Origin of the sequence: Kitasatospora sp. NPDC092948 (genome assembly GCF_044754805.1) — a bacterium.
Lineage (GTDB): Bacteria > Actinomycetota > Actinomycetes > Streptomycetales > Streptomycetaceae > Kitasatospora.
Map to the genome: position 1 here is coordinate 14,666 of NZ_JBIVPU010000027.1, position 22,267 is coordinate 36,932.

The 22,267-nt window shown below is 72.5% G+C and carries 34 protein-coding genes; all 34 read right to left on the reverse strand.

The window, feature by feature from the left end:
- Window positions 1–117: 117 nt before the first annotated feature.
- The 34 genes from ACIQF6_RS35810 to ACIQF6_RS35975 all read right to left on the reverse strand — a co-directional run bounded on the left by ACIQF6_RS35810 (window position 118) and on the right by ACIQF6_RS35975 (window position 21,837).
- Complete coding sequence (locus ACIQF6_RS35810) at window positions 118–522, reverse strand: hypothetical protein (RefSeq protein WP_400903074.1); 405 nt, start codon at window positions 520–522, stop codon at window positions 118–120.
- A 73-nt stretch (window positions 523–595) separates the two neighbouring features.
- Window positions 596–1,114 (reverse strand): hypothetical protein, encoded by a 519-nt coding sequence (locus ACIQF6_RS35815; RefSeq protein WP_400903077.1) that lies wholly within the window; start codon window positions 1,112–1,114, stop codon window positions 596–598.
- Between the two features lie 141 nt (window positions 1,115–1,255).
- Entirely contained in the window at window positions 1,256–1,777 is a 522-nt protein-coding gene (locus tag ACIQF6_RS35820; RefSeq protein ID WP_400903080.1) for a hypothetical protein, read from the reverse strand.
- A gap of 143 nt (window positions 1,778–1,920) precedes the next feature.
- Window positions 1,921–2,547, reverse strand: coding sequence for a hypothetical protein (locus tag ACIQF6_RS35825; protein ID WP_400903083.1), 627 nt, complete (start codon window positions 2,545–2,547; stop codon window positions 1,921–1,923).
- A 130-nt stretch (window positions 2,548–2,677) separates the two neighbouring features.
- Window positions 2,678–3,310: a hypothetical protein gene (locus tag ACIQF6_RS35830; protein WP_400903086.1), complete on the reverse strand. Its 633-nt coding sequence runs from the start codon at window positions 3,308–3,310 to the stop codon at window positions 2,678–2,680.
- A 78-nt stretch (window positions 3,311–3,388) separates the two neighbouring features.
- Entirely contained in the window at window positions 3,389–3,781 is a 393-nt protein-coding gene (locus tag ACIQF6_RS35835) for a hypothetical protein (protein ID WP_400903089.1), read from the reverse strand.
- A 57-nt stretch (window positions 3,782–3,838) separates the two neighbouring features.
- Window positions 3,839–4,450, reverse strand: a complete 612-nt coding sequence (locus ACIQF6_RS35840; protein WP_400903091.1) for a hypothetical protein — start codon at window positions 4,448–4,450, stop codon at window positions 3,839–3,841.
- 104 nt (window positions 4,451–4,554) lie between these two features.
- Window positions 4,555–5,496: a hypothetical protein gene (locus tag ACIQF6_RS35845; protein WP_400903094.1), complete on the reverse strand. Its 942-nt coding sequence runs from the start codon at window positions 5,494–5,496 to the stop codon at window positions 4,555–4,557.
- A gap of 137 nt (window positions 5,497–5,633) precedes the next feature.
- Entirely contained in the window at window positions 5,634–6,209 is a 576-nt protein-coding gene (locus ACIQF6_RS35850) for a hypothetical protein (RefSeq protein ID WP_400903097.1), read from the reverse strand.
- A 92-nt stretch (window positions 6,210–6,301) separates the two neighbouring features.
- The gene (locus tag ACIQF6_RS35855) at window positions 6,302–6,631 is read right to left on the reverse strand and encodes a hypothetical protein (RefSeq protein ID WP_400903100.1); all 330 of its coding nucleotides are present in this window, start codon (window positions 6,629–6,631) and stop codon (window positions 6,302–6,304) included.
- Window positions 6,632–7,806: 1,175 nt separating this feature from the next.
- Entirely contained in the window at window positions 7,807–8,310 is a 504-nt protein-coding gene (locus ACIQF6_RS35860; RefSeq protein ID WP_400903102.1) for a hypothetical protein, read from the reverse strand.
- An 89-nt stretch (window positions 8,311–8,399) separates the two neighbouring features.
- Window positions 8,400–8,681, reverse strand: coding sequence for a hypothetical protein (locus ACIQF6_RS35865; RefSeq protein ID WP_400903105.1), 282 nt, complete (start codon window positions 8,679–8,681; stop codon window positions 8,400–8,402).
- A gap of 107 nt (window positions 8,682–8,788) precedes the next feature.
- Window positions 8,789–9,319, reverse strand: coding sequence for a hypothetical protein (locus tag ACIQF6_RS35870; RefSeq protein WP_400903107.1), 531 nt, complete (start codon window positions 9,317–9,319; stop codon window positions 8,789–8,791).
- Window positions 9,320–9,404: 85 nt separating this feature from the next.
- Window positions 9,405–10,232 (reverse strand): hypothetical protein, encoded by an 828-nt coding sequence (locus ACIQF6_RS35875; protein ID WP_400903110.1) that lies wholly within the window; start codon window positions 10,230–10,232, stop codon window positions 9,405–9,407.
- A gap of 157 nt (window positions 10,233–10,389) precedes the next feature.
- Entirely contained in the window at window positions 10,390–10,842 is a 453-nt protein-coding gene (locus ACIQF6_RS35880) for a DUF3145 family protein (RefSeq protein WP_400903113.1), read from the reverse strand.
- A 58-nt stretch (window positions 10,843–10,900) separates the two neighbouring features.
- On the reverse strand, window positions 10,901–11,251 hold the full coding sequence (locus tag ACIQF6_RS35885; protein WP_400903115.1) for a hypothetical protein: 351 nt from the start codon (window positions 11,249–11,251) through the stop codon (window positions 10,901–10,903).
- A 199-nt stretch (window positions 11,252–11,450) separates the two neighbouring features.
- Entirely contained in the window at window positions 11,451–12,179 is a 729-nt protein-coding gene (locus ACIQF6_RS35890; protein WP_400903118.1) for a hypothetical protein, read from the reverse strand.
- A 98-nt stretch (window positions 12,180–12,277) separates the two neighbouring features.
- Window positions 12,278–12,646 (reverse strand): hypothetical protein, encoded by a 369-nt coding sequence (locus tag ACIQF6_RS35895; RefSeq protein ID WP_400903121.1) that lies wholly within the window; start codon window positions 12,644–12,646, stop codon window positions 12,278–12,280.
- Window positions 12,647–12,774: 128 nt separating this feature from the next.
- Complete coding sequence (locus ACIQF6_RS35900; protein ID WP_400903124.1) at window positions 12,775–13,386, reverse strand: hypothetical protein; 612 nt, start codon at window positions 13,384–13,386, stop codon at window positions 12,775–12,777.
- A 64-nt stretch (window positions 13,387–13,450) separates the two neighbouring features.
- On the reverse strand, window positions 13,451–14,041 hold the full coding sequence (locus tag ACIQF6_RS35905; protein WP_400903126.1) for a hypothetical protein: 591 nt from the start codon (window positions 14,039–14,041) through the stop codon (window positions 13,451–13,453).
- A 115-nt stretch (window positions 14,042–14,156) separates the two neighbouring features.
- Window positions 14,157–14,483: a hypothetical protein gene (locus ACIQF6_RS35910; protein WP_400903129.1), complete on the reverse strand. Its 327-nt coding sequence runs from the start codon at window positions 14,481–14,483 to the stop codon at window positions 14,157–14,159.
- Between the two features lie 96 nt (window positions 14,484–14,579).
- Window positions 14,580–15,200, reverse strand: coding sequence for a hypothetical protein (locus tag ACIQF6_RS35915; protein WP_400903131.1), 621 nt, complete (start codon window positions 15,198–15,200; stop codon window positions 14,580–14,582).
- Window positions 15,201–15,314: 114 nt separating this feature from the next.
- On the reverse strand, window positions 15,315–15,575 hold the full coding sequence (locus ACIQF6_RS35920; protein ID WP_400903134.1) for a hypothetical protein: 261 nt from the start codon (window positions 15,573–15,575) through the stop codon (window positions 15,315–15,317).
- Between the two features lie 98 nt (window positions 15,576–15,673).
- A complete protein-coding gene (locus tag ACIQF6_RS35925) occupies window positions 15,674–16,312 on the reverse strand; it encodes a hypothetical protein (RefSeq protein WP_400903136.1) in 639 nt (212 codons plus the stop codon).
- Window positions 16,313–16,369: 57 nt separating this feature from the next.
- On the reverse strand, window positions 16,370–16,672 hold the full coding sequence (locus ACIQF6_RS35930) for a hypothetical protein (protein WP_400903138.1): 303 nt from the start codon (window positions 16,670–16,672) through the stop codon (window positions 16,370–16,372).
- A gap of 80 nt (window positions 16,673–16,752) precedes the next feature.
- A complete protein-coding gene (locus ACIQF6_RS35935; RefSeq protein WP_400903140.1) occupies window positions 16,753–17,241 on the reverse strand; it encodes a hypothetical protein in 489 nt (162 codons plus the stop codon).
- Window positions 17,242–17,373: 132 nt separating this feature from the next.
- On the reverse strand, window positions 17,374–17,970 hold the full coding sequence (locus ACIQF6_RS35940) for a hypothetical protein (protein ID WP_400903143.1): 597 nt from the start codon (window positions 17,968–17,970) through the stop codon (window positions 17,374–17,376).
- A gap of 105 nt (window positions 17,971–18,075) precedes the next feature.
- Complete coding sequence (locus ACIQF6_RS35945; RefSeq protein ID WP_400903145.1) at window positions 18,076–18,300, reverse strand: hypothetical protein; 225 nt, start codon at window positions 18,298–18,300, stop codon at window positions 18,076–18,078.
- Between the two features lie 86 nt (window positions 18,301–18,386).
- Window positions 18,387–18,893 carry a hypothetical protein gene (locus ACIQF6_RS35950; RefSeq protein WP_400903148.1) on the reverse strand — a complete coding sequence of 169 codons (507 nt, stop codon included), beginning with the start codon at window positions 18,891–18,893 and terminating at the stop codon, window positions 18,387–18,389.
- Window positions 18,894–19,024: 131 nt separating this feature from the next.
- Entirely contained in the window at window positions 19,025–19,396 is a 372-nt protein-coding gene (locus tag ACIQF6_RS35955; RefSeq protein ID WP_400903150.1) for a hypothetical protein, read from the reverse strand.
- 108 nt (window positions 19,397–19,504) lie between these two features.
- The gene (locus ACIQF6_RS35960) at window positions 19,505–19,894 is read right to left on the reverse strand and encodes a hypothetical protein (protein WP_400903153.1); all 390 of its coding nucleotides are present in this window, start codon (window positions 19,892–19,894) and stop codon (window positions 19,505–19,507) included.
- Window positions 19,895–20,083: 189 nt separating this feature from the next.
- Window positions 20,084–20,443 (reverse strand): hypothetical protein, encoded by a 360-nt coding sequence (locus ACIQF6_RS35965; protein ID WP_400903155.1) that lies wholly within the window; start codon window positions 20,441–20,443, stop codon window positions 20,084–20,086.
- A gap of 81 nt (window positions 20,444–20,524) precedes the next feature.
- On the reverse strand, window positions 20,525–20,845 hold the full coding sequence (locus ACIQF6_RS35970) for a hypothetical protein (RefSeq protein WP_400903158.1): 321 nt from the start codon (window positions 20,843–20,845) through the stop codon (window positions 20,525–20,527).
- Between the two features lie 674 nt (window positions 20,846–21,519).
- Window positions 21,520–21,837, reverse strand: coding sequence for a hypothetical protein (locus ACIQF6_RS35975; protein WP_400903161.1), 318 nt, complete (start codon window positions 21,835–21,837; stop codon window positions 21,520–21,522).
- Window positions 21,838–22,267 lie beyond the last annotated feature (430 nt).

Genomic DNA, 22,267 nt, shown 5'->3' on the forward strand with positions numbered 1-22,267 from the left:
GGATCGAGTGGACGGAGGGGCGCCAACCCCTCCCGGCAGAAAGAACTATACCACATTTGCGGTTCAAGTTTGGGCGTGCGATTGCCCGCCCTGCCGGCCGGGCCGACAGAGCGGGAGCTATCTCACATCGAAGTCGTACCGCTCCGCGGTGACCTCCAGAACGAACCACCGGCTCGGCGTTCCTTCCTGGCTGTGCTCGCGCAGCCACTCCAGGAGGGTCACCGTGCGGCCGTCCGTCAGCTCCACGGGCTGGCTCAGGGGGATCGTCTGTCCGAAGTCGTCGCCGCCGACGGGAGTCCGGGCCAGCTCCTGCCCGGTGCCCGGCCCCCAGTCCTCGGCGTAGACGTCCGGCGCGTCGGTGCGCGGCCGGCCGGAGGACATGAGGAGGGTTCCGTTCATCCGGGCCCAGATCAGGGCAGGGGTGGGCGGATGGCTGCCGTAGGCCTCGTGGGCGGTGGCGGCGGCGTGCTCGGCAAGCGCGAGCACGCCAGGGAGGTGGAAGCGCAGTTCGATGGTGTGCACGGTCAGTCCTCGTGTGTCGGGAGCCGGGTCGGCTGTGCCATGTCGCCGCCGACCCGTGCTCGGTGGCGGTGGGTCAGGCGATCCGGGCGGGGGTGATCGCCTCGCGGCTCACGTTGCCCAGGACGGGGGTGCCGTCCTGGGCGCACAGCACGTATCGGACGGTGTCCTGGTCGCGGCCCTCTTCCTCGCTCCTGCACACCTCCGCGAAGTACAGGGCCCGGTACTGCACCTGCTCGCCGTGGTACATCACCAGCTCGCCCGGCCAGATCGGCACCTCGGTCTCCTGGAACTGGCCGACGATCCCCGCGAACGCCGCGTCCTGGTCGAGGGCTTCCGGCTCCGGGGCGGCCGCGTCGTCCTGCTCCGGCGTGATGTCCTCCCAGCCACGATCCCAGGCGAAGGCGGTCAGCGAGGTGTGCCTCCATGCCGCGCCGCCGTCGGCCTGTGCGATGAACCCGTGCGCGTGCGGCTCGTCCGTCACGGGGTGGTACGAGACCTGGTCGCAGCGGAAGACCTGGGGGACAGCCGTGGGGTCGTCGGCGCGGGCGTAGGTGCGTCCGGGCTCGAAGAAGGAGGGGGTGGGACCGGTCATGGTGTGACGCTCCTGGTGTCGTGGATCGAGTGGCCGGGAGGGGCGCCAACCTCTGCCGACAGAAAGAATCATACCACATTTAAAGTTCAAATATGGAGGGTGTGCCCGGCCCCGCCGGGGTGGCGGGCCGGGCGGGTCGGCCTAGGCGGGGCCGGTGCCCCCGTCCGGTGCTGTGAACTCCGTGGATGCGCCGGTCAGGTGGACGCACTCCACGCGCCCGCCCCTTGGGTCGAGGCGGCGGAACTCCGCGCCGGCCAGGATCGCGGAGGCGGCCCAGCGCAGCACTCGCTCCGGCGGGATCTCCCCGTGGTCGACCGCCGCGGCGCCCCCTCTCGTCCAGGACAGGATCCGCCGGGCCGGCTGGTCCCTCTCGTCGTCGCCGAGGCGCATCAGGCGCCGCGCCTCGGCCATGGCCGCCGCCCGCACCCTCTGGTGGGCGATGGTCCCCTCCAGGGCTCGGGCGGACTCCGAGGCCTGGATGCGGCCCTGTGCGGTGAGGCGGAACCGGGGCGGGCTGTCCGCCGCGGGCTCGGCCAGCTTGCGCCGGACGAGCGCCCCCACCGTGGGCGCCGTGCCGTGGACGGTGTGGTCCTGCGAGGTGAGGGCAGTCAGCAGCGAGTCGGTCATGGGCCCGCTGAGCGCGGCGGTCTGCGGCGTCGACATGGAATCTCCTTGGGGGGATCGGGTGGCCGGGAGGGGCGCCAACCCCTGCCGACAAAAAGAAGCATACCACATATAGACGTCATCTATGGACTCGGGTAAGTGCGCCGCGCATTGGCGGCGCACCCGCCCGACCCTGCGATGCCTTACAGGCACAGGCGGGAGCCGTCCGCCGCCTCGACGTCCAGCGACAGGTAGAAGTTCACGTGGTAGAGGTCCACCATCGGGTCGCTGCCGTCGAAGTTGTAGGCGCCGGCGAGCGTCCTCAGCTCCGAGGCCAGGGTCTCCATCGCCTCCGTGGCGACCCTCCGCGGGTGCCCGTGGACCTCCTTCAAGGACCACGCCCACTCGGCGCTGACGTCCTTGACCGTCATCCGGATGGCGCTTCCGCCGGAGAAGTACTCGGACCGGACGGAGAACTTCGCTTCGGCGGGGGCGTCGCCGATCGGGTTGGGCAGCTTGATCGCTCCCGGGGTGTCGTCGGGGCCAGCCTTGGCGGCGAGCTTGCGGGCCAGCTTGATGTCCTGGCGGATCAGAGCGGCGATCTCAGTCGTCGACAGCCGACTGTCGTACTTCGGCCCGTACGAGATCGGCAGGCGCGCCCACCCGCCGCCCCGCTGCTCCTCGGTTTCGCCGGCGGCGGCCTGGGCGGCGCGGACGCGGACTAGGGCGCGTTCGGCGGCGGCGCGCTCCTCGGGGGAGGTGCGGGGATGGTCGATCAGGTTCTGCAGGTACTGGACGCGGTTGGGGCGGGCCTTGGTCGTCGTGGGCACGGTGGTGTCCTTCGTCGCTGGTGGATCGAGTGGCCGGGAGGGGCGCCAACCCCTTCCGATATAAAAAGCATACCACAATTAGAGTGCATCCGTGGGTCGGGTGTCGCGAGTGTCGCGGCACCCGGCCCGCCTAGGCGTTCCCCCAGTAGCCGTCGGTCGACTCGATCCGCAGCGTCAGGTAGTAGTTCTTGTGGAAGTAGTCCGAGCTGATGTCGCTGCCGTCGAAGTTGTAGGCGTTGCCCAGCGTCTTCAGCTCGACCACCAGGGCGCGCGCCGTCTCCGTCGGCACCTTCATCGGGTAGCCGTTATGGTCCTTGGTGGTCCATGCCCATTCCGGGGCCGCGTTCTTGATCGTGATGTCGATCGCATTCCCGTGGCTGGACCGGACGGAGAACTTGATCTCCGCGGGGGCGTCGCCGATGGGATTGGGCGGTCTGACGGTGCCGGGGCCGTCGTCGGGGCCGGCCTTGGCGGCGAGCTTGCGGGCCAGCTTGATGTCCTCCCGGATCAGCGCGGCGATCTGGGTGACCGTCAGCTTGCGGTCGTACTTCTCGCCGTACCACATCGGCAGGCCGTTCGACCGCATGCCGCTCTGCCAGCGGCCGGTGCCGTCGTCGGTGGTGTCGGCGGCGGCCTGGGCGGCGCGGACGCGGACCAGGGCGCGTTCGGCGGCGGCGCGCTCCTCGGGGGAGGTGCGGGGGTGGTCGATCAGGTTCTGCAGGTACTGGGCGCGGTTGGGGCGAGCCTTGGCGGCTGCGGGCACGGTGGCGTCCTTCGTTGGGGCGGATCGAGTGGCCGGGAGGGGCGCCAACCCCTCTCGACATAAAGAAGCATACCACAATTAGAATCCATGTGGGGGTGGAGGGGGAGCCGGATTCTCTCCTCGCTCCTGCGCCTCGTAGTACTCGAACCAGCGGCCCATGATCGCCAGCCACTGCTCGAACGCCTCGGCGAACTCCGGTGCCCGGCGCGGGCCGGCCTCGGCGCACCACGACGCGAAGTTCTCCGCCATCCGCGGCGAGCACCGGTCGGCCACCCACTCCAGCGCCGCGGCGCGGGCCGCGACTCGCTCCGAGTGTGTGCAGGCCGGCCGCGGCCCGTTCACCGGCCGGTCGATCGCCGCGCCGCACGAGCAGCAGCCGCCGGTCATCGGTCCCGGCGGCGCGTCCGGCGGGAGCCGGGTGAGGTCGAACAGCGCGTCCTGGCCGGCGCCGACCTGCGGGTGTCGGTTCACGGGGTATCCCTTCGGGGGCGGGCGGCGCCGGCGGACCGGCGACGCCCGGAGCGGGTGTCAGTTCTGGTGCGGTGGGAGGACGGTCAGCATGGGCTCGCTGCCCGGGTAGGCGTACACCGGCCGCTCCTGGCCGGGCGCCAGGTGGCAGGCGGAGACCAGCAGGCAGTCCGCGCCTACGAATTCGCGTCCGACGAATCGGGACGGCCAGACGGTCTGAGGCAGCCGGGTCTGGGCCGCGGTCCGTCGCACAGGCGCGAGCATGGCTGCGGTGAGCTCGTCGACGCGGGGCGGTGCGACGTCCTCGGCCCACCACTCGCGCGGGTTGTCGACCGGCTCGGCACCGGTGGCATGGACAGGGTGGTTGCGGATGATCGTCTCCACCTCGCGCCGCTCCCGCCGACCGAACCACTCGGCAGCCCCGGGCTCCATCCCGTGGACGAAGTACGGCTGGTACCGGTAGCCCTTCCCGCGGTCGGTCCACACCAGGCGGAAGCGCCCGGCACCGGCCAGGGCGTCCCCGGCCAGGGTGACGATGAACTGCGGCCCCGTGTTGGTGGGGCCGGCCGGCTCCCACTCGCACCGGCCCTTCCAGCCGTACCGCTCGGCGTGGGCGAGCAGGGCGGCCACCGAGCGCGGGGCGGCGGGCGGCGAAGCGGATTCGGGTGTCACGGCGGTCCCTTCGAGGGCTGATGGGGGGAGAGTCCCGGCGTGGCCGGGCTCTGCGGTGCGGGCCCGCCGGCACCGAGCCGGTGCGGGCGGGCGGTGGTGCGGCCTCAGCTGTCGGGGGTGCGCAGACCGGCCAGCGTCCCGAGCAGCGCCAGCGCCCACGGTGCGGGCAGGTCGTCGAAGCTCAGGTCCACCCGGTCGTCGTCGAAGAGCGAGACGCGCACCGCGACGTCCTCGCCGTTCCCGGGGACGTAGCCGGACAGGGTCCGCACGTCCTCGTCCCTGCGGTGCCTGCTGATCTCGGGGAGCAGTTCGCCGACCCGCGCGGCCAGCCGAGTCCGCAGGCGCAGCTCCCGCTGCTGCTCGGCGTTGAATGCCATGATCGAGTACCTGACGGCGCGGTAGCGGGGCAGAAGGTGGTGGAACACCTGCCAGGCCAGGACCTCGGCCGCGCGCCCGGTCGCGACGGACACGGTCGGGTGGTCTTCGGGGCCGAACGGGCGGGCCGTCTCGGGGTAGATGCCGATGACCGAGACGCGCGACTTCCTGCGGTGCTTGGCGTGCCGGAGGAGCCACAGCGCCGAGCCGTCGCCGTGTCGGAGGATCCGGCCGTTGCCGTCGGCCGGGTGGGCCGGGTCGACGCTCCACCCGCCGCCGATCAGCGCCGCTACCGCCGTTGCGCGGTACCAGTCGGCGGTGACCTCCCGGGCACGCTGCTGCACGGCGTCCAGCAGTTCCGCGACCTCCTTTCGCCAGGCGTCGAGGCTGCGGGCCTCCGCCCCGAGCTCGGGCGACTGGTGCACCTGGAGCGTGGTCCGCCGCTCCGGGCCGCTGCGCAGCACGGCCTCCAGCCCCGTGTAGTCGGCAAGGGTGCCGTCGAGTTCTCCGTTCACGTCGCAGATCCAGATCTCGCTCCCGTCCGGCAGCTTGATCACCATCCGGTCGAGCGTGAGGTGGCCGTCGAAGGCGAAGGTGATTCCGCGCGCGGTCGCGGCCCGGGCCAGGGCCTCCTCCAGCGGGTCCTCGGCGGTGAAAGTGATCTCGGGCACGGGGGCTCCTAAGGGGTCGGGTGGATCGAGTGGTCGGGGGAGGGGCGCCAACCCCGCCCCCACATAAAGAAGCATACCACACTTGCAGTGCGTTCGGTGGTGCTCTCTGCGTCACCTGCCCCGTGGGTCCGGCAGCCTCACGCCCCGTCGGGCGCGGGGACGGCGAACGTCGCCCGGGCCCTGCGGGCGAACCGCCGGACCAGGCCGGGGGCGTCGTCGGGGAAGGTGCCCCACCAGATTCCGCCGGGCTGGGCGTCGTCGGGGCCGTCACTCAGCAGCTCCCAGCCCAGGGTGTCCTCCATGCCGACGTACAGGGTCCGAGGACCCTTGCGGGTGATCAGGTCGACCGCCGTGCAGTACAGCTCGTGGCCCACCGGCTCCGTCCGGGCGGGGATGCCGGCTGCGGTCAGCGCGGCGGTGATCAGGCGCTCCCTGGCCGGGGCGGACAGGTGGGCCGGGTGCGGCCGCCAGTCGGCCGGGGTGCCCCACTCCGTGGCCCGCACCCGGCAGGGGCCACGGTCGGAGGTGCTGGCCAGGGTAAGGCGCACCGCCGGGCGGTCAAGGGTCGTCCCGTCGCCGGACGGTGAGGGGATGGCGACCGCCTCGATGTCGAGGACGGCCGCATCGCGGACGTACGGACCGGGGAAGACGTCGCCGCCGGAGCGGTAGGGATCGGTCTGGCCGGTGTAGGTGAACGGGGGCAGGGCGGGCATGTCGATGCTCTCCAAGGGCTGGGCGCCGGGGCCCGGGCGGCGCGCGGCGGCGCTCCGCCCGGCGGCGGGGGTGGGTTCGGGGCGGCCGGTCGTCAGCCGGTCGGAAGGTCGGTCCGAGTCAGGGTCGAGGGGTGGCGGAACCGGATCGAGGCGATGCCGTGGACCCGCTCCCATCCGCCGTGGCCCCAACCGGCCCCTATGAACGACCCGGTGAGGGCGGCCGCGATCTCCCCGAGGAACAGCGGGCCGATGTCGGCGCTGCGCACGGTGGCGGCGACTCCGCTGCGGAAGTACGAGAAGGTGATCCGGCCCGGGATCAACGCTCCGGGCGGCAGCTGGTCCAGGGCGACGGCGATCACCGGCGCGGACGCGCCGACGATCTCGGCCGGGCTCGGGGATTCGGGATGGGCGGTCGCGGACACGGTGGCCTCCTGGGAGAGTCGGGGCGGATCGAGCGGACGAGAGGGGCGCCAACCCCTCCGACAAAAGAAGCATACCACATTGCAAGTTCGAAACGGCGTGGCTCGCAGTGCTTTCCGCACATCGCCCGCCCGGCCGGGGCGGCTCTCCGCCACCCCGGCCGGCCTTCACGCGGCGGCAGTCATCTCCCCCGGCCAGCACCCGCCCCAGGCCCGCGACGTATCGTGCTCGACCGCCATCCGGTGGCACCGCGTGCACTCGGAGCCCCATGACTCCGGCTCCGCGTCCGGCGCCGGCTGCGCCGTGTACAGGTCCTCCCGGCTCCAGAGGGTGCCGCCGGGGGCGAATCGAACCGTGCCGTCCGGCATCGGCAGGGCCCACCCCTGCGGCCAGTCGAAGGGGCCGGGGCGCAGTGCCTGCTCCACGGCCTGGCGCAGGGCGGACGCCCGCCACGGGCGCGGCGTCCCGTGGGCCCGGTGACCAGGTAGACCCCTTCGGGGATCTGCTGGTGCGGCCGGTTGACGACCGTCCCGGACTCCGGAACGGGGACGAACACGACCGCGTTGTGGTTGTCGGTCTGCCGATAGCGGACCGTTCCGTCGGCGTCGACCGTTGCGCTGCTGGACAGCCAGAAGCGCATGCTGTTCGTGACGAAGTTGCGGACCTCGACGCCCGTCACCTCGGGCTTGCCGTACTGGATCAACTGCCGCGCCGGGTGGCCGGCCTCGTCCCGGCCGGGGTGCTGGGTGTACTTCCCGTGCAGCGGGACCTCCTCCAGCGGCAGGCGGGCCGGGCCGGTGTACCACCGCGGGTCGGGGCGCGTGGTGAGCGGCGCCCCGGGCAGAGGCTGGCGGGGCAGGGTGGCGGGCGGCTGCGGCACTGACGGCTCCTCGGGTTCGGCTGGATCGAGCGACCGGGAGGAGCGCCAACCCCTGCCGACAAGAAAAAGCATACCACATTTAAACGATGTCTGTGCGTGGGCTCCCCCGCGGCGCGCCCCGCCCTCCTTCTCCCTGGTCCGGGCGGCTCTCGGAGCCCCGTGTGACCGGGTGCCGGCCGCCTTCCGGCCGCGCCTGGCGGGCTTGGAGGGCGGGCTCGGTCCGCCGGCGCGGCGGACGTCGGCGGCCGCCGCATCAACGGCCCGGCCCGGAGTGGTTCCGGGCCGGGCCGGTGGTACTCAGCGCCATGGCCAGGCGATGGCCTCCCGGCCGTCCCGGCCGATGTTCCAGGTCTTGCCCGTGTCGTCGCGCAGGGTGGTCTGGCCGAGCGGCCCCCAGGTCGGCGGCTTCGTCAGGATTCGGTAGGTCGTGGTGTTCGGCTCCTCGTAGTTGCCGTCCGATATGTAGCGGAGGGTGGCCATTTCGTACACGAGGGTGTCGCCGACGGCGCGGATGCTCAACGCCCCGTTGGTCAGCATCCGATCGAGGATCGGGCCGCCGTGGACGGTCAGCCCGTGCCGGACGGCGAAGTCCAGGGTCTCCTGAATGCTGCCCCCGATGGCCTCGGAGAGGTGGTAGGCCGCGCGGACCTCGCTGCCGACCGCGGCGGTGTAGGAGCACCACGCGGCGGGGACGTCTTCGGCCTCGGCCACGTCGAGCGCGGCCAGGACGGCGGCCTGGGTGTCCGACAGGTGGTAGCGCAGCAGGAAGGCGCGCCGCTCGGAGATCTCGGTGGAGGTCATCTGTTCCGTCCTTGGGTGGCTTCGGATCGAGTGGACGGGAGGGGCGCCAACCCCTTCCGGCAAAAGAAGCATACCACATTTACTATCCGTCATGGAAGGTGGGAAAGCCCGTACAGGTAGGGGATCTGTTCGGCGGGGACCTCGCCGGGCTCGGCGTCCCAGTCGTAGGCGCAGGTGCCGTAGTGGACGCCGGCCCGGCGCAGGAGCCACGGCTCGAAGTCCTCGGGGCCGAACCCGTCGGGGTTGCACAGGCTCTCGAACGCGCTGCGCGCCTGCTCCCGGCTGTCGGCGCGCACGTGCAGCACGATCGGCACCCCGTAGTAGCCCGGGCCTTCGTCGGGGCGGTCGGTCGCTTCGCTCTGGTCGGGCATGGTCGCTCTCCTCTTCGGGGTGTGGTCGCGGTGCCGGCGGACCACCGGCACCGGGGTGGGCGGCGGCCGTCCGCGCGCGTTCGACGGCGCGGGCGGCCGCGGGGCGGCTACCGCCCCTCGGGTCCGGCGTCCGGCTTGCGGACGACCAGCACCTTCTCCCGGCGGCCGAGTCCGCACCGGAGCATGTCGGCGTCCACCCACCACGGGGCGGCGCCCACCTGGAAGTGGCGGTGCACCGTGCCGGGGCTGTGCTTGAGGTGCTGGTCGGTCCAGCCGGTCACCGCCGGGTAGGCGCTCGCGTCGCTGAGGCGGAGCGCGAGCCGCATCCCCTCCTTGACGTCCTCGGCGGGAATCCACTCCAGTTTGCCGGTCGGGCCGCCGGGGACGACGGGGGAGCGGGGCGGCGGGGTGTACCCGACGGCCTTGTAGTGCTGCGCCAGGGACGACAGCAGGGCGCTGAACGTCGGCTGCGGTCCGGGTTCCCATCCGCCGCACGGGCACTCACCGAGGTAGCCCTCGAAGGAGGGCAGGCGCAGCAGCTCGTGCGCCACCTCCGGGTCGGCTTCGGCCCTGTTCAGCTCGCGCTGCGCGGCCTGGGCGTACTGCATGCCGGGGGAGTCGTCGGTGTCGAAGGGCATCTGCTCGGCCTCTCGTTCGGTGGATCGGGCGGCCGGTAGGGGCGCCAACCCCTCCCGACAGAAAGAAGCCTACCACATTTACGTGTCACATGGGGGTGTGCGTCGACTCAGGGAGCGATGCGGCCGGAGGGTGCCGCCTGCGCTTGTCGGCGAGGCGCTGGTTCCGGGCGCGCTGGAGTTCGCCGAAGGTGTGGGGCCCCTGACGCTTCCTGGTGATCGGGTTGGGGTTGGCGACCATGCCCACCCGGATCACGCCCGGGGCGACCGCCAGCAGGTCGGAGGCGGCCTGGTCGAGGTAGCCGGCCTCCTCGAGCCGCTCCGCCGTCGGGAAGACGTCCGCGTGCCGCTGGGTGGCGACGTCGACCAGGTGGTCCTCCTTGCCGCCCAGGCTGAGCGTGTACTTGAAGTTGTCCGGCTTGGCCGGGGCCACGATCCGGGCGAACCGGCCGACGGCCTTGGTGTAGGCGTAGAACCTCGTCGCCGGGGCCGAGCGCATGATCCGCAGCCATGCCCGCGTGTAGTCGTCGCTGTAGAAGTCGCCGGCGTCGTGGACGCGCACGACCGCGCCCCGGTAGCGGACGTGGCGCAGCTCCTCGGTCATCCAGCGCTCCCAGTCGCCGGGGGTGTCCAGCGTCATCATCAGGTTCCGCTGGTGGGCGAGCAGGACGTTCGGCAGTCTGCGGAAGGAGCTGGTGGAGACCGTGGCGTAACACAAGTTCGCGCACGCAGAAGCCTCCGGGCAGGTGTTGAACCGGCGGCCGTCCGGGAGGATGGTCCACCAGGCCGGAAGGGTCCATGTGTAGATCTTCGCGCCCCCGCGGTTCAAGTCGCTGTTGTTGGCGGTCAGCAGCCACTGCTTCGGCTTGGCGGGCGGGGCGTCGAACAGCGCGAGCGGGTCGCTGGCCTCGGGCATGACGGGGCTCCGTGTCGTGGTGGGATCGGGTGGCCGGGAGGGGCGCCAACCCCGTCCCGATAAAATAAGCATACCACATTTCAGGGTCGAATGCGGGTGGATCGGCTTGGGGTTCCGGTGTGCCGGCCACGGTCGGCGCACCGGCACCCGCGGGGTCCTAAGCGCCGCGGGCGGAATCGGCCAGCGCGGATCGAAGGGTGGAGCCGGTCATCTCCTCCAGGGGCCGGAGCCGCTCGGCGGCGGCGGGCTCGGCGGCCAGGCGGGCCGCGTCGGCCTCCGTCACCACGACCGCGCCCGACCTGTCGCAGCGGCCGTCGAACGTGCCGATCCCGGCAACGTGGGCTATCAGGCTCCCCGGTTCCCCCTGGGCCTCCTCGGTCCACAGCCGGAACGAGGTGTCCGGCACGGCGGCCAGCGCGTGGGCCAGGGAGGCGGGGGCGTCCGAGTCTCCGAAGTAGCGGGAGAAGACGCCGACCGGAACGTCGGGCAGAAGGCCATCGTCGTCCTCGACCCCGTGGTCCAGCAGGGCGGCGCGGACCCGTCCGCGGGCCTCGGGGTCGGCCGGGACGATGTGGATCTCCACGGCCAGGTAGTTCTCGTGGTTGCTCATGGCGTCCTTCGGGGGCTGGGTGGGCCGGGGCGGGGCGGGCTGCCCCGCCCCGGCGTGATCAGGCGACGGTGGCGCAGATGTGCTCGCTGTGCGGGTCAGCCAGCTGCTCGGCCAACTCGCGGGCGTTGCGGGCGGCGTGCAGCTCGGCGAAGGTCGTACCGCTCGACCGACCGGCGGTCTGGAGCAGGCGCACCGCCTCCGCCATCAGCTGCTCGGTCAGGACCAGCGGACCGACCCCGGCGAGCTGTTCGCGCAGTGCCCGGTGGTCGGCGTCCCTCTCGGGGGACCCGCTGCGGGCGGCTCCGGTCGCCGGGCGCAGCACCCGCGCCAGGGCCTTCCGCAGCGTGATCCCGCGCGGTGCCGTGCCGCCGGTGCGCAGCGCCTCGGCGTCGACGATGAACACCTTCATGTGGTCCGTCCTTCGGTCGGTGGGATGGATCGAGCGGCCGGGAAGGGCGCCAACCCCTTCCGACATAAAGAAGCATACCACATTTAGAGTCTTCCTGGAAGTTCGGGACTGGCCCGGCCGACGGCTGCGCACTGCCGCGTGGCGCCGGCCGCCGGGATGCCCGGGTCCGGTGCCGTCGGTACTGGACCCGGACGCGCCGTCAGTGGTTTTGCCCAGGGATGGCGCGGGCGAGGAACGCCCGGGCGGCGGCTCGCACGTCGCCCCCGAAACCCGCTTGCAGGACTGCCAGCCCCGGCGGGCCGTAGTCGGCCAGCGTGTCGCAGCTGATCGTCAGGCGGTTGGCGCAGGCGCACGGGTGGGGCCTGTGGTCGTCGGACACGTGCCCGTGGGCCAGGGCGCGGATGATCTGGATGCCGTCTCCCCAGCCGTCGCTGTGCAGCATGTTGCGCTCGGCCGTCAGCTCCGGGTGCAGCCGGGCCAGGTCCTCGGGGCGGACGGTGGTGGGAACGGTGCCGTCGGCGAGCGCCTCGGCGCAGTGGTCGGCGGCCAGGCCGAAGACCTCCATCCAGCTGTTCGACTGCTCGCCGATGATGTCGGCGAAGGAGGGGGTGGCCGGTGCGCCGACGGTGGCTCCGTAGGCATGCAGGGTGTTGCGCAGCACCACCGGGGTGCCCTGGTCCGCATGTCGGACGCCCGACCTCGGGACCGCGACGCTCGCGGGCCAGAACCCTTCCTCCAGCTCGTCGTCGTGGCCATCGACCAGCACCCAGTCGACGCTCTTCGCCCGCGGGTCCGGGGACAGCAGGAGTCGCCGGTAGCGGCCGTTCTGGGTGGCCTCGACGGCGACCTGGTCGGAGTCGACCGTCGCGGCGATTCCGCCCCGCGCCAACTCTTCTGCCAGGGTGCGGCATTCGGTCGAGACGGACATGGACAATCCCTTCGTCGGTGGGGTGCCCCCGGCCGGTTCGGCGGCCGGGGGCGGATGGCAGGGCCGGGCTGCGCCGCTGGGGCGCAGCCCGGGAGGGGTCAGGCGCGGGCGCGGCAGACGTGGCGGCTGTCGTCGGCCGCCAAGTGGTCGGCCAGCTCGTCGCCGTAGCGCGCGACCAACCCGAAGCCCCCGTGCCGCGACTGGTCGGGTCCGGCATCCGCCGCAACGGCCCGCAGGATCTCCCCGGTTACCGTCAGCTGGGATTCGGTCAGAACGAGCGGGCCCCGGAGCCACAGCTGCTCTCGGACGCCCTGGAAGTCGGCGTGGTCGTCCTCGGTCCGGCGCGGGTCCACCGCGAAGGCGCACGGATCGGCCGCGTACTCGAACGCCTCGAACAGGACGCTGCGCGGCGTCACGGGGTGGCGGCCGGAGAGGGCAGAGTCGACACTGACGACAGCGATGATCATGGGGATTCGCCTCCTGGGTCGGTGGGATCGGGTGGCCGGAGGAGCGCCAACCCCTTCCGACATAAAGAAGCATACCGCAATTAGAGTCCACATGTGAAGGTGGGGCCGTGGCCAACGCGCCTCCGCGCCTAGCCGGGCCGACCGGCCCGGCCCACCGTGCCGCCGTTCCCGCGGCGCCGCGCCCTCTCCTCTCGCTCCCTGGCCTGCTCGGCCTGCTGCGCCTCGGTGAGGAGCTTCACGCGGCCGGAGTAGCGCAGCTGATAGCAGTCCTGGAAGCTGTCGGACCCGTCCCGCTGGTACGCCGCGTAGATCAGTTCCAGCGTCTCCAGCAGCGCCGCCGCCCGGAGCCCATACTCGGCGCCGACCGGCCGCTCGGCGAACAGAAAGTCGTCACTCAGCCCGGAGACGTCGACCAGGATCCCGTACCCCGACCCGCACCGGACCGAGATGCGCAGGTGCGCCGGGACCACGCCGCGGGCCCGGGCCTGCCGGTAGTCGGTCCGGAGCCGGGCCGCTACCTGAACCTCCCGCTCGCCCTCGCTGCGCCGGTACTTCGGGCCGTACACAGTCCGGTTCACGCTCGCGCCGTCGACGGTCACCGTGCCGCGCCGGCTGCGCCATCGGCTGTCGACGTAGGTGGTGGTGAACCGGCCCGGACGGGCCTGGGTGATCGTGTGCAGCCGGTAGCCGGCCGGGGCGGCCGCACGGGCGCGCTCGCGGGCCTCGTGGTGGGTGGCCATGCTCGGGTCCTTGTTCTCGGTGGCGGTGGCCGGGAACGGCGGGCGCCGCCCCCGGCCGGGGTCGTCAGTAGCGGCGGTGGGACGCGAACGGCCGGTAGGGCTCCGGGTCGGACACGGTCGACGTCCCGTCGCCGTGCACCGTGATCGTGGTGACCTGGGGACCGCGCTCCACCCGGGCGCGCCGGGCGAGTTCCGCCTGCCATGCCTCCTCGGTGGCCCGGTACTCCACGGCCCGGCGGACGGCCTGCTCCTCGGCGGCCTGCGCCCCCTCGCGGTGCGAGCTGGTGAGCTCCTCGTACACCTTGTGCAGCCGCGCCGTCTCGGGGGTGCTGAGGTTCCCCTGCTCCTCGGCGACGCGCAGGATGGACCACCACGCGCAGGTGAGCGCGCTCACCGTGGCGTCGCTGTCCGCCGCCTCCCGGCCGTACGCGTTGAGAGTCGGGCGGTGCGCAGCCTTCCCGGCGTCGGTGAGCGCCGTGCGGGCCTGGCGGACGACGGTGGCGGCCAGGCGGCGGGCCTCGGCGAGCTCGGCGGGCGGCAGCCAGGAGGCCGGGTCGGCGGGAACGCGGTCGACGGCGTGGCGGCTGGTGCGCTCGGCGTGGGCGGCGTCGGCCTGCCACTGCTCGCGGGTCGGCCAGTCAACGGTGCGGGGCATGGAGAACCTCCGGGGCAGACGCCCCGAACGGGGCGTGGTGGGATCGAGTGGACGGGGAGGAGCGCCAACTCCTCCGGGGTCGGGGCGCGGTCGGAGATCGACCGCGCCCCGGGGGCTAGTCGCGGTTCAGCAGGGAGGACAGGCTCCGCAGCAGGTAGGGGTCGAGTTCGCCGCTCCGCAGGCAGACCGCTTCGCCGTCCGCACCCACCGCGAGGACCGTCACCCGCTCGGGCCGGGCCTCGGCCAGCGACCGCCCGCCCGACGGGATCTCGACCTCCAGGCGCAGGCGCACCGGCTGGCGGGTGCCGCCGCGCAGCGTGCCGGTCAGCAGGCCCACCAGATCGGCGTCGTCCGCCTGGTCCAAGGGGCGGGAGGTGCCCATCAGGCGGCAGCCGTCGCAGGGACAGCCGATCCAGTGCAGGGCGTCGGGCGTGGTGGGCATCTTGGGCCTCCTGTGGCGGTCGAGTGGTCCAGGAGGAGCGCCAACCCCTCCCGACAAAAAGAAGCATACCACAATTAGAGTCCAGATGAAAGGTCGTCAATCGGCCGGAGCGGCGGACTCCTCGACGACCCGGACGGGGAGCGGCAGCCCGTAGTGATCGGCCAACGACTCCACGGCGCCCGCCATGTCGGCGTTGCCCACCCACACCGCCCGGCCCTCGTGGTCTGCCGCCTCGTAGCGCGCGGTGGCGTGGCCGGCCTCGAACCGCAGTGACCCGCCGATCCCCGGCCACCCCACGAAGTCGACCGACCGCCGGAACTCCTCCAGCCGGCCGACCCGGCGCACCCGCGCCACCGTCTGCGGCTCCGTCGGCACCGGCACCCGCACGACGGTCTGGGAACTCCCTGCGAGGATGACCTCCAGCCCCCGCGCGGCCAGGTGCTCCCGGTCGCCGCGGATCAGCCGGTCCCACTCGTCCCGGGCCTTGCCCGCCCGGGACGGGCGCAGGTAGTGCGTGCCCATGATTCGTTGAACGGCTACCCCCTGGTCCCAGGGGACGGCGTGCCAGCCCTCGGCCGCGTCGTCGGCCGCGGCAGGCGACAGCTCGGCCATGACAGCCTCGACGGCGCGCACGGTCCAGGACTTCGCGCCGGGGAAGGGCTGGAACGGCGCGGCTCCCTGGCTGCTGTGGCTTTCGGCTGGGGCGTGGCTGGACATCGTGGACTCCTGGGTTCGTCGGTCGGCGTCGGGCCCGGCCTGGAACGGCTTTCGGCCTGCGGGCGGCTGGGCGGGCCGGGTGGTGGGTGCGACCGTCACCACCCGGCCGGGAGTTCAGGGGGCAAGGGCGCTGGCCAGTTCCTCCGGCGTGGCCTGGAGGACTCGGGCGTACGCCTGCTGCAGCGGATCCGCCGAAACGGCAGAGACGCCCCACGCACCGCCGACGGCGCCGTCGGGGCCGTCTTCGAGGACGAAGTAGTGGCGGATGAGTTCGACAGCCTCGGCATTCGACAGCTCGGGGTAGTTGCTGCGCTGGTCGGCGGCTGCCGCCTCGATCGCCTCGGCGAGCCCGGCGGGGCGGGGTGCGGTGGTCATGGTGTCGGTTCCTCCGTGTTGGTGGGGCGGCGGGTTCGAGCGGCCGGAGGGGCGCCAACCCCTTCCGACAGAAAGAAGCATACCACAAATAAGCGTCGTCATGTGATGCGGCGCAGGTACCCTCGAGGGATGATTCGCACGGGCAGCGGCAATCCGTAGTGGTGGGCGAGCGCGGTGACCGCCTCGCCGCCGGCCTCGAATCGCTCGGCGGCGCCTTGGCCGAGATGGTTGCGGACCTCGTAGGTGCCCACCGGCTCGCCCGGGTGGTACAGCAGCATGCCCCCGATCCCCGGGAACCCCTCGAAGTCGACCCGGGTCGTCAGCGCGGCCGGCGGACCGACACGCCGCGCGGTCGCGGTGGTCTGCGGGGCGTCGGGGGCGGGGACGTGCACGACGGTCCGGTCCTCCTCGGCGAACAGGATCAAGAACCCGTGGGCGGCCAGGTGCGCGCGGTCCGCGCGCAACGCCCCGTCCCAGCTCTCCCGCTCGGCACCGGGCGCCGCGGGCCGCTGGAACTCCCCGCCCCTGACGCGGTGCACGGCGACCGCGTCCCGGCTCTCCTCGGTGAGCCACCACCCGTCGACCCCGGCATCCGCCGGCGGGCACAGTCGGCTCATGGTGCGGGCGATGGCCCGGACGTGCCACGGGACGGCGCCCGGGGCCGGCTGGAACTCCTCCGCCGGTTCCGCGGCCGTCGCGCCGGCGTCCGCGGCGGGGAGCGGCAGTGTGGTCTGCATGGGCTTCTCCTCGGGGTGCTGGGGGCGCGGCACCGGCCGGGGCCGCGCCCGTCGGTGTCAGAACAGGCCGTGCGGGGCGTCCGGGGCGCTGTGCCCGGAATCGGCGAACAGGTCGGCCTGCAGCGCGGTCTGCGGGTGCCCGAACTGGCTGGGCGTCATCGCCGACCACTCCTGTCCGACCCGGCTGGGCGACCGGTCCGCCGGGCGCTCCTGCTGCGGCTCGTAGGTCGCCAGCAGCAGCAGCGCGGACGCCTCGGGGATCGGCCCCGGGGCGCGGCGGACGGGGCGGACGTGCTCGGGAAGGAGGTCGAACAGCGCGGCGGCCTGGTCCTGGTCCTGGCGCTGGGAGCGGCGGGGCACGGCGGGTCTCCTGGGACGTCGGGTCTGGGTCGGTTGGGCGGCGCGGGGGCGGTGGCGGTCCGCCCCCGCGCCGGGCGCGGTCAGTACCAGTTCTGCGGGGCGGGGCGGTACAGGCTGTCGAACCGCGCCCGCTCCTCGTCGGTGGCGGGCCGCCAATCGGACACCTTGGCCTCCAGCGACATGAACGCCGTTTCGTCGACCATCTCGCCGTGCCCGTCGGTGGACTCGTAGTGGATGTACCGGCCGTAGGTGGTGCTGGTGCCGGTGATGCGGACGGTCACCGTGTCGTCGCGCAGGTCCCACGACACGTAGTCGCCCGCCGCCCAGCCCAGCAGCTCCACCCGCTCCCCCTCCTCGGCGGTCTCCATCAGGCTCCGGACGACGGCGGCGACGCGGCCCAGCATCTCGGCGCGGCGCTCCAGGTCCACCGGGCACGGCGTGGTGGGGCGCTCGTTGGCGGGGCTGAACTTGCACCAGCACGCCTTGCGGGCCGTCTCCGGCAGGACGACGAAGTTGAACGGGTCCAGTTCGACGGTCTCGACGATGTCGAACAGCTCGTGGGCGGCCATGGTGTGTACCTCCGGGTCGGTCGATCGAGTGGCCGGGAGGGGCGCCAACCCCTTCCGACAAGAAAAAGCATACCACATTTACTGTGCTTCTGGGGGTGCGGTTCGGTCGAAAGTCCGAACCGCACCACCCTCCTATCGGGCTGCGGCCGCCAATCGCGCCACGTCCGCGGGCGTCATGTCGACCGACCACACCCCCAAATCCCGGCGCAGCCGCTCCCACTCGCGCCCCTGAACGCGCGCGACATCGCCCACCGACAGCGCCGGGCGGCCGCTGCGCGACCATGTCCACGTACCCACTCGGCCGTTCTCGCACCCGGCGTTCGGGCACGGGGCGTCGACCTTCGGAAGCGGGCCGGGCTGCTCCCTCTCGAAGGACCGACCGCGGTTGTCGAACCCGATCCGGATGGTCCCGCCCTCCCGGTAGGTGAAAACCGCCTTGCGGCACCACATGCAGTGCGACATGTGCGTGAACCGCGCCCCCGTGATCGTCACCGTCCACCCCTCGCGGGTGACCTGGGGGAGCGGGGAGGGGAGAACCCCCAACTCCACGTAGCCGCGGCGGGGTTCCACCCCCCACACCAGCGGCGGCGTGGCGTGGCCGGACAAGGTGGCCTGCCCGCTGCCCGTGCACTGGCCGTAGACCTCGACGGCGTACGGGGCGTCATGCGCGGCGGCCTGGTCGCCGTCGGTCTCCACGGGCAGGAAGCAGGCGGAGCAGCGAACGGTCATGGCGGGTGCCTCCTCGGGCTGCCGGACGCGGCCGGCGGATCGGTGGGACGGTGGGTCGGGCGGCGGGGGCTGCTGCGCCCCGGGGCTGGGCGCAGCAGCAGGGCGTCACGGACGGGCGGTGTGCAGCATCCGCAGCGCGGACGCGCGGTTCCGCTCGGTGAACCTCTCGTGGATGCGCACGCGGGCGGCACGGGCGGCCAGGAACGCCCGCCCGGCGGAAGCGTCACCCTCGGCGGCGCGGGCCAGCAGCACGACCAGGGGGTCGGCCCCGGCGGCCAGCGACTCGGAGAAGGTGCGGGGGGCGTCGGGCAGGGGCTGGGCGGTGGACACGGTCAGATCTCCTCGGTCGGTGGGCGGCGGTGGGTAGTCGGTGGTGGGGCGGGGACCGGGGGCCGCCTGCGCGGCCCCCGAGTCGGTCAGTGGCTCTCTTCCTCGTGGCTGGCGAACACGCCGCCGTTCACCTCGCCGAACCGGATGGCGTGCTGGAAGGCACGGACCCCCGCCCGGCGACCGCGCACGCCGTACTGCTGGTGGAACCGGCCGTCCCACCCGCACGCCCCGGTGCCCCACACGAGGTAGCTGCCGCGCGCCCTGTGCAGCGACCACGTCAGCCCCGGGCGGCCGCCGACCATGGCCAGGCACCCGGCCGTCTTCAGGTCGCGCCACTCCCGTTCCGGCACGAACGCACCGGCCTCGTGCTGCGCTGTGCGGATCGCTGTGCGGAGCGACTTCACCGGGGCGAACGGCTCCGTGGTGGGGCGGCCGTAGCGGGTCATGCACGCGGCCTCCCAACCGTGGGAGCTCCAGCCCCGGGCGGTGGCGCGGGTGATGACGATGCTGGTGGTCCGGGCCGGGCGGACCCGGCCACGGGGGGACTTCTGGCCAGCGCGGGCGGTGGCGGTCACAACCAGGGTGTTCAGCATGGGCGTGCGCTCCTCGGGTGGGTCCGGATCGAGTGGCCGGGAGGGGCGCCAACCCCTTCCGACAAGAAAAAGCATACCACATTTACAGTGCTTGATGGGTGTGGCGTGGGCCACACCCACCACCCGGCCCGCTACCCGCCGGCCGGGACCACCAGCACCGGTTCGGTTGCCGCGTACGACTCGCACTCGGACCACGGGTTACCCGCCGCCCCGGCCGCCATCAGGACGACCTCAAGCGGTCCGTACGGCGACGGGAGCGACGCGCAGCACGCGCACCTGCACCCGGCCGCGAACGGCCGCGGCTGCGCCGTGTACGGCTCCTGGTAGCCCATCCTCACCAGCGGCCGCCCGCCCGCCGCCCGGACGGCTGAGGCGTAGCCGACCACCACGTCCCCGGGCGCGACCCGCCCGGCCGCCGCGACCCGCACCCGCACCGGATCGACCTCCGCCCCGGCCCCCGACCTCGGCACCACCACCGGATAGAACTCCACTGCCTTGGACACCTGCGCCCCTTCCTCCTGCACACAGTTTCGGCCCCTCGGGCGAGGCGGGGCCCTGCGCCCCGCCCCGGTCCCCCGGGGCCGTCCTCGGCCCCGGGGGACGGCTGCGGCTCACGCCGCGAGCATCAGCTCCCGCGCCTCGCGGTACTCGGCCTTGCGCGGCTTGTAGGCGGTCAGCAGCTCGCGCACCTTCGCCTGGGAGTACCGGCGGGAGGTCCGCACCTTCCGGCCCCAGCCCTCGCGGGTGCGGCGGGTACGGGCCGTCTCGCTCGGCTTGGTGTTCGTCCGCTTGGCCACGGTGCGCAGCGCGCTGACCACGCCGCCGACGGCCTCGGGGGCCACCCCGGCGGCCAGCACGTGGGTGGTGAGCGAACGGGCGCGGCTCTGGCAGGACTTGGCGAGCTTCGCGGTGTTCACCGGGCGGCGATCGCGGGCCTCGGCGCGGGTGGCGCGGGAGCGGTCGCGGAGGTTACGGGCGGCGGTGCGGGCGCTGGCGTTCATGACTGGGGTTCCTTCCGGTTGGTCCTGCTGGATCGAGTGGCCGAGAGGGGCGCCAACCCCTTCCGGCAAGAAAAAGAATACCACATCTGAGCGTCGTTTTGGAGTATGGCCTACACCACACCCGCCGCACCGCTCCATCGGCCGGCCGGGACCGGGGGCACCCGCCGGACACCCCCGGCCCCGCCCCGCCTACTGGCGGCGCTGCGCCGCGTGCGCCGCCCGCCACGCCTCGCGGGTCGCGGCCAGCGCTCCCGGCGCGTCCCCGATCGCCGCGCTCTCCATGGCGCTCGTGAGCGACCGCACCGCCTCGCGCGCCCGGAACCGGCGGGCGTCGTACCCGCTCGCCCCGACCCGGCCGAGCACGTCACCCGCGAGGCGGTTGAACTCCGCCGCTGCCGCCCGGATCTCCTCCGGGCGGCCCGAAGGAATCCCCCCGCCCACGATGGCGGAAACTCGCTCACCCGACCCCCGGCGCACCATCTCGAAAGCGCGGACAACGGAGCTTGCAGTACCGGGGAAAAGGAACTCGAATTCGCGGGCGTGGTCCATTGTGGATTTCCTCTTGATCTCGCGGGTTGTCGATCGAGTGAAGGGCGGCGGCAGCGCCAACTGCCGCCGCCCGGGGCGGGGCTACGCGGCCAGCGCGTGCCCGCCGTGCTCCGGCTCCTGGTGGTCGTCGAGCAGGGACAGCTGTGTGAAGTCCTGCGGCGGGGCCAGCTTCAGTACGGCGGCCTTCACCGTCCGGGTGGTGACCGTGGCGGGCATCATCGCCGCGACGGCCCGGCTGTCCCCTCCGGCCGCGCGCCACATCTCGTAGAGGACCTGGTCCCGCCGGTTCCTGGCCTGCTGGGCCTGGCCGCGCGCGGTCTGGAACTCGGACTCCGCGTTGAGCGCGTCGATCAGAAGTACCGAGCTGACGGGCGGTGCATCGGTCGTCGTGACCAGGGCCATGGCTGCCTCCGTAGGTGGGGTGATCGAGTGGCCGGGAGGAGCGCCAACCCCTTCCGACAAGAAAAAGCATACCACATCTGAGGGTTGAAATGGAGTGTGCGGACACTCTCGTAAGGGGTCTCGCCGGGGGTCTCGTATCGGGTCTCGCTGAGTGTCTCGCTAGAGGTCTCGTTCGGGGTTCAGGCGGTCCGGAACCCTGGGTGGGTTTGCCCTGGCCAGAGGCACGTCCGGCGGTTCTCACTGGCCCGACTTACCTTCCTGAGCCCTGTCCTGTTGAGTGAGTGAGTGGGGGTGGGGGTGGGGCTGGTCGGCTTCGGGTGGGGACGCTGCGCTGTGCTTCTTCTCTGCGCCCGCCTGGTGGCGGCCGCGCGGTGAGGTGTTGGGCGGCGGGCCCGCCGGAGAGAGGCGGGCCCAGTGGTGGGTAAGTCAGAACCTCGCAGCCTCGCGGTGGAAGCGTGCTTCGGCCTGTCGGTCGGCCCAGACATCAACCAGGGGTTGGAACCGGGAGATTGCCTTGGCCGGCGTTGCTGTTCCGGCTACCGCCGGCCCCTGGAGACCAGTAGGGGCCGGCGGTAGCCGGAATCCGATACGCCGGCGCAGGACAGCCGGGCGCTGCTCCGAATTGCTTCGGGGTACTGCCCCGGGCCTGCGCCCGGGGCAGTGGGATTTTTCGATCAGACCATTTCCGCCGGGTGGTAGAAGCGCATCGCCCGCTCGTTCTCCGTGCTCATGGACCAGCCGTAATACTTGAATCCGGAAGCGAGCATGTTGGCCACGACGTCCCGAACTTCCGAGTCCATTTCCGGGGCGACCTCGACGCGGACGCCGGTCAGCTGGAAGTTGAAGTTGATCAGCTTGGGCCCGCAGGTGCCGACGGGCAGCTGCGGCATGATCGCGGCGATCACGATCCCCCCGTCGGAGGCGGCGCGGGTGAGGCGCGTCCGCTGCTGGGGGTCATAGTCGTTGAACTGGTCCGGGCGGATGTGCGACATGGGTTGGTCTCCCTACTTGCTGTGTGGATCGAGTGGCCGGGAGGAGCGCCAACCCCTTCCGACAAGAAAAAGCATACCACATTGAGAGTGTGGTGACCAGTCCGGAGGACTGGATTTCACCGCCAGCTGGATACGCTGACTTGTCTAGTCCACATTGGTCTAAACCACTTGAAACTGATTGAGCATCAGCAAAATCTGACGCAACGTCGGCCAAGGCGTCAGTCGGCCATGCACTACACTCGACTACATGAACGAGCCCAAGCGCGTAGCGCTCCCCCAACAAGCTTCTGAGCTACACATATGCCGATACATCAACTCTCCAATCACCGCGCCCCGGAGGGGCGCAGCCACCCCAGCAGACTCCGCCACGGAGTGGCGTAGCAGCGCCCGCCGCGTAGCGGCGGCGCGGCGCGGCTCCGGAGGAGACCGG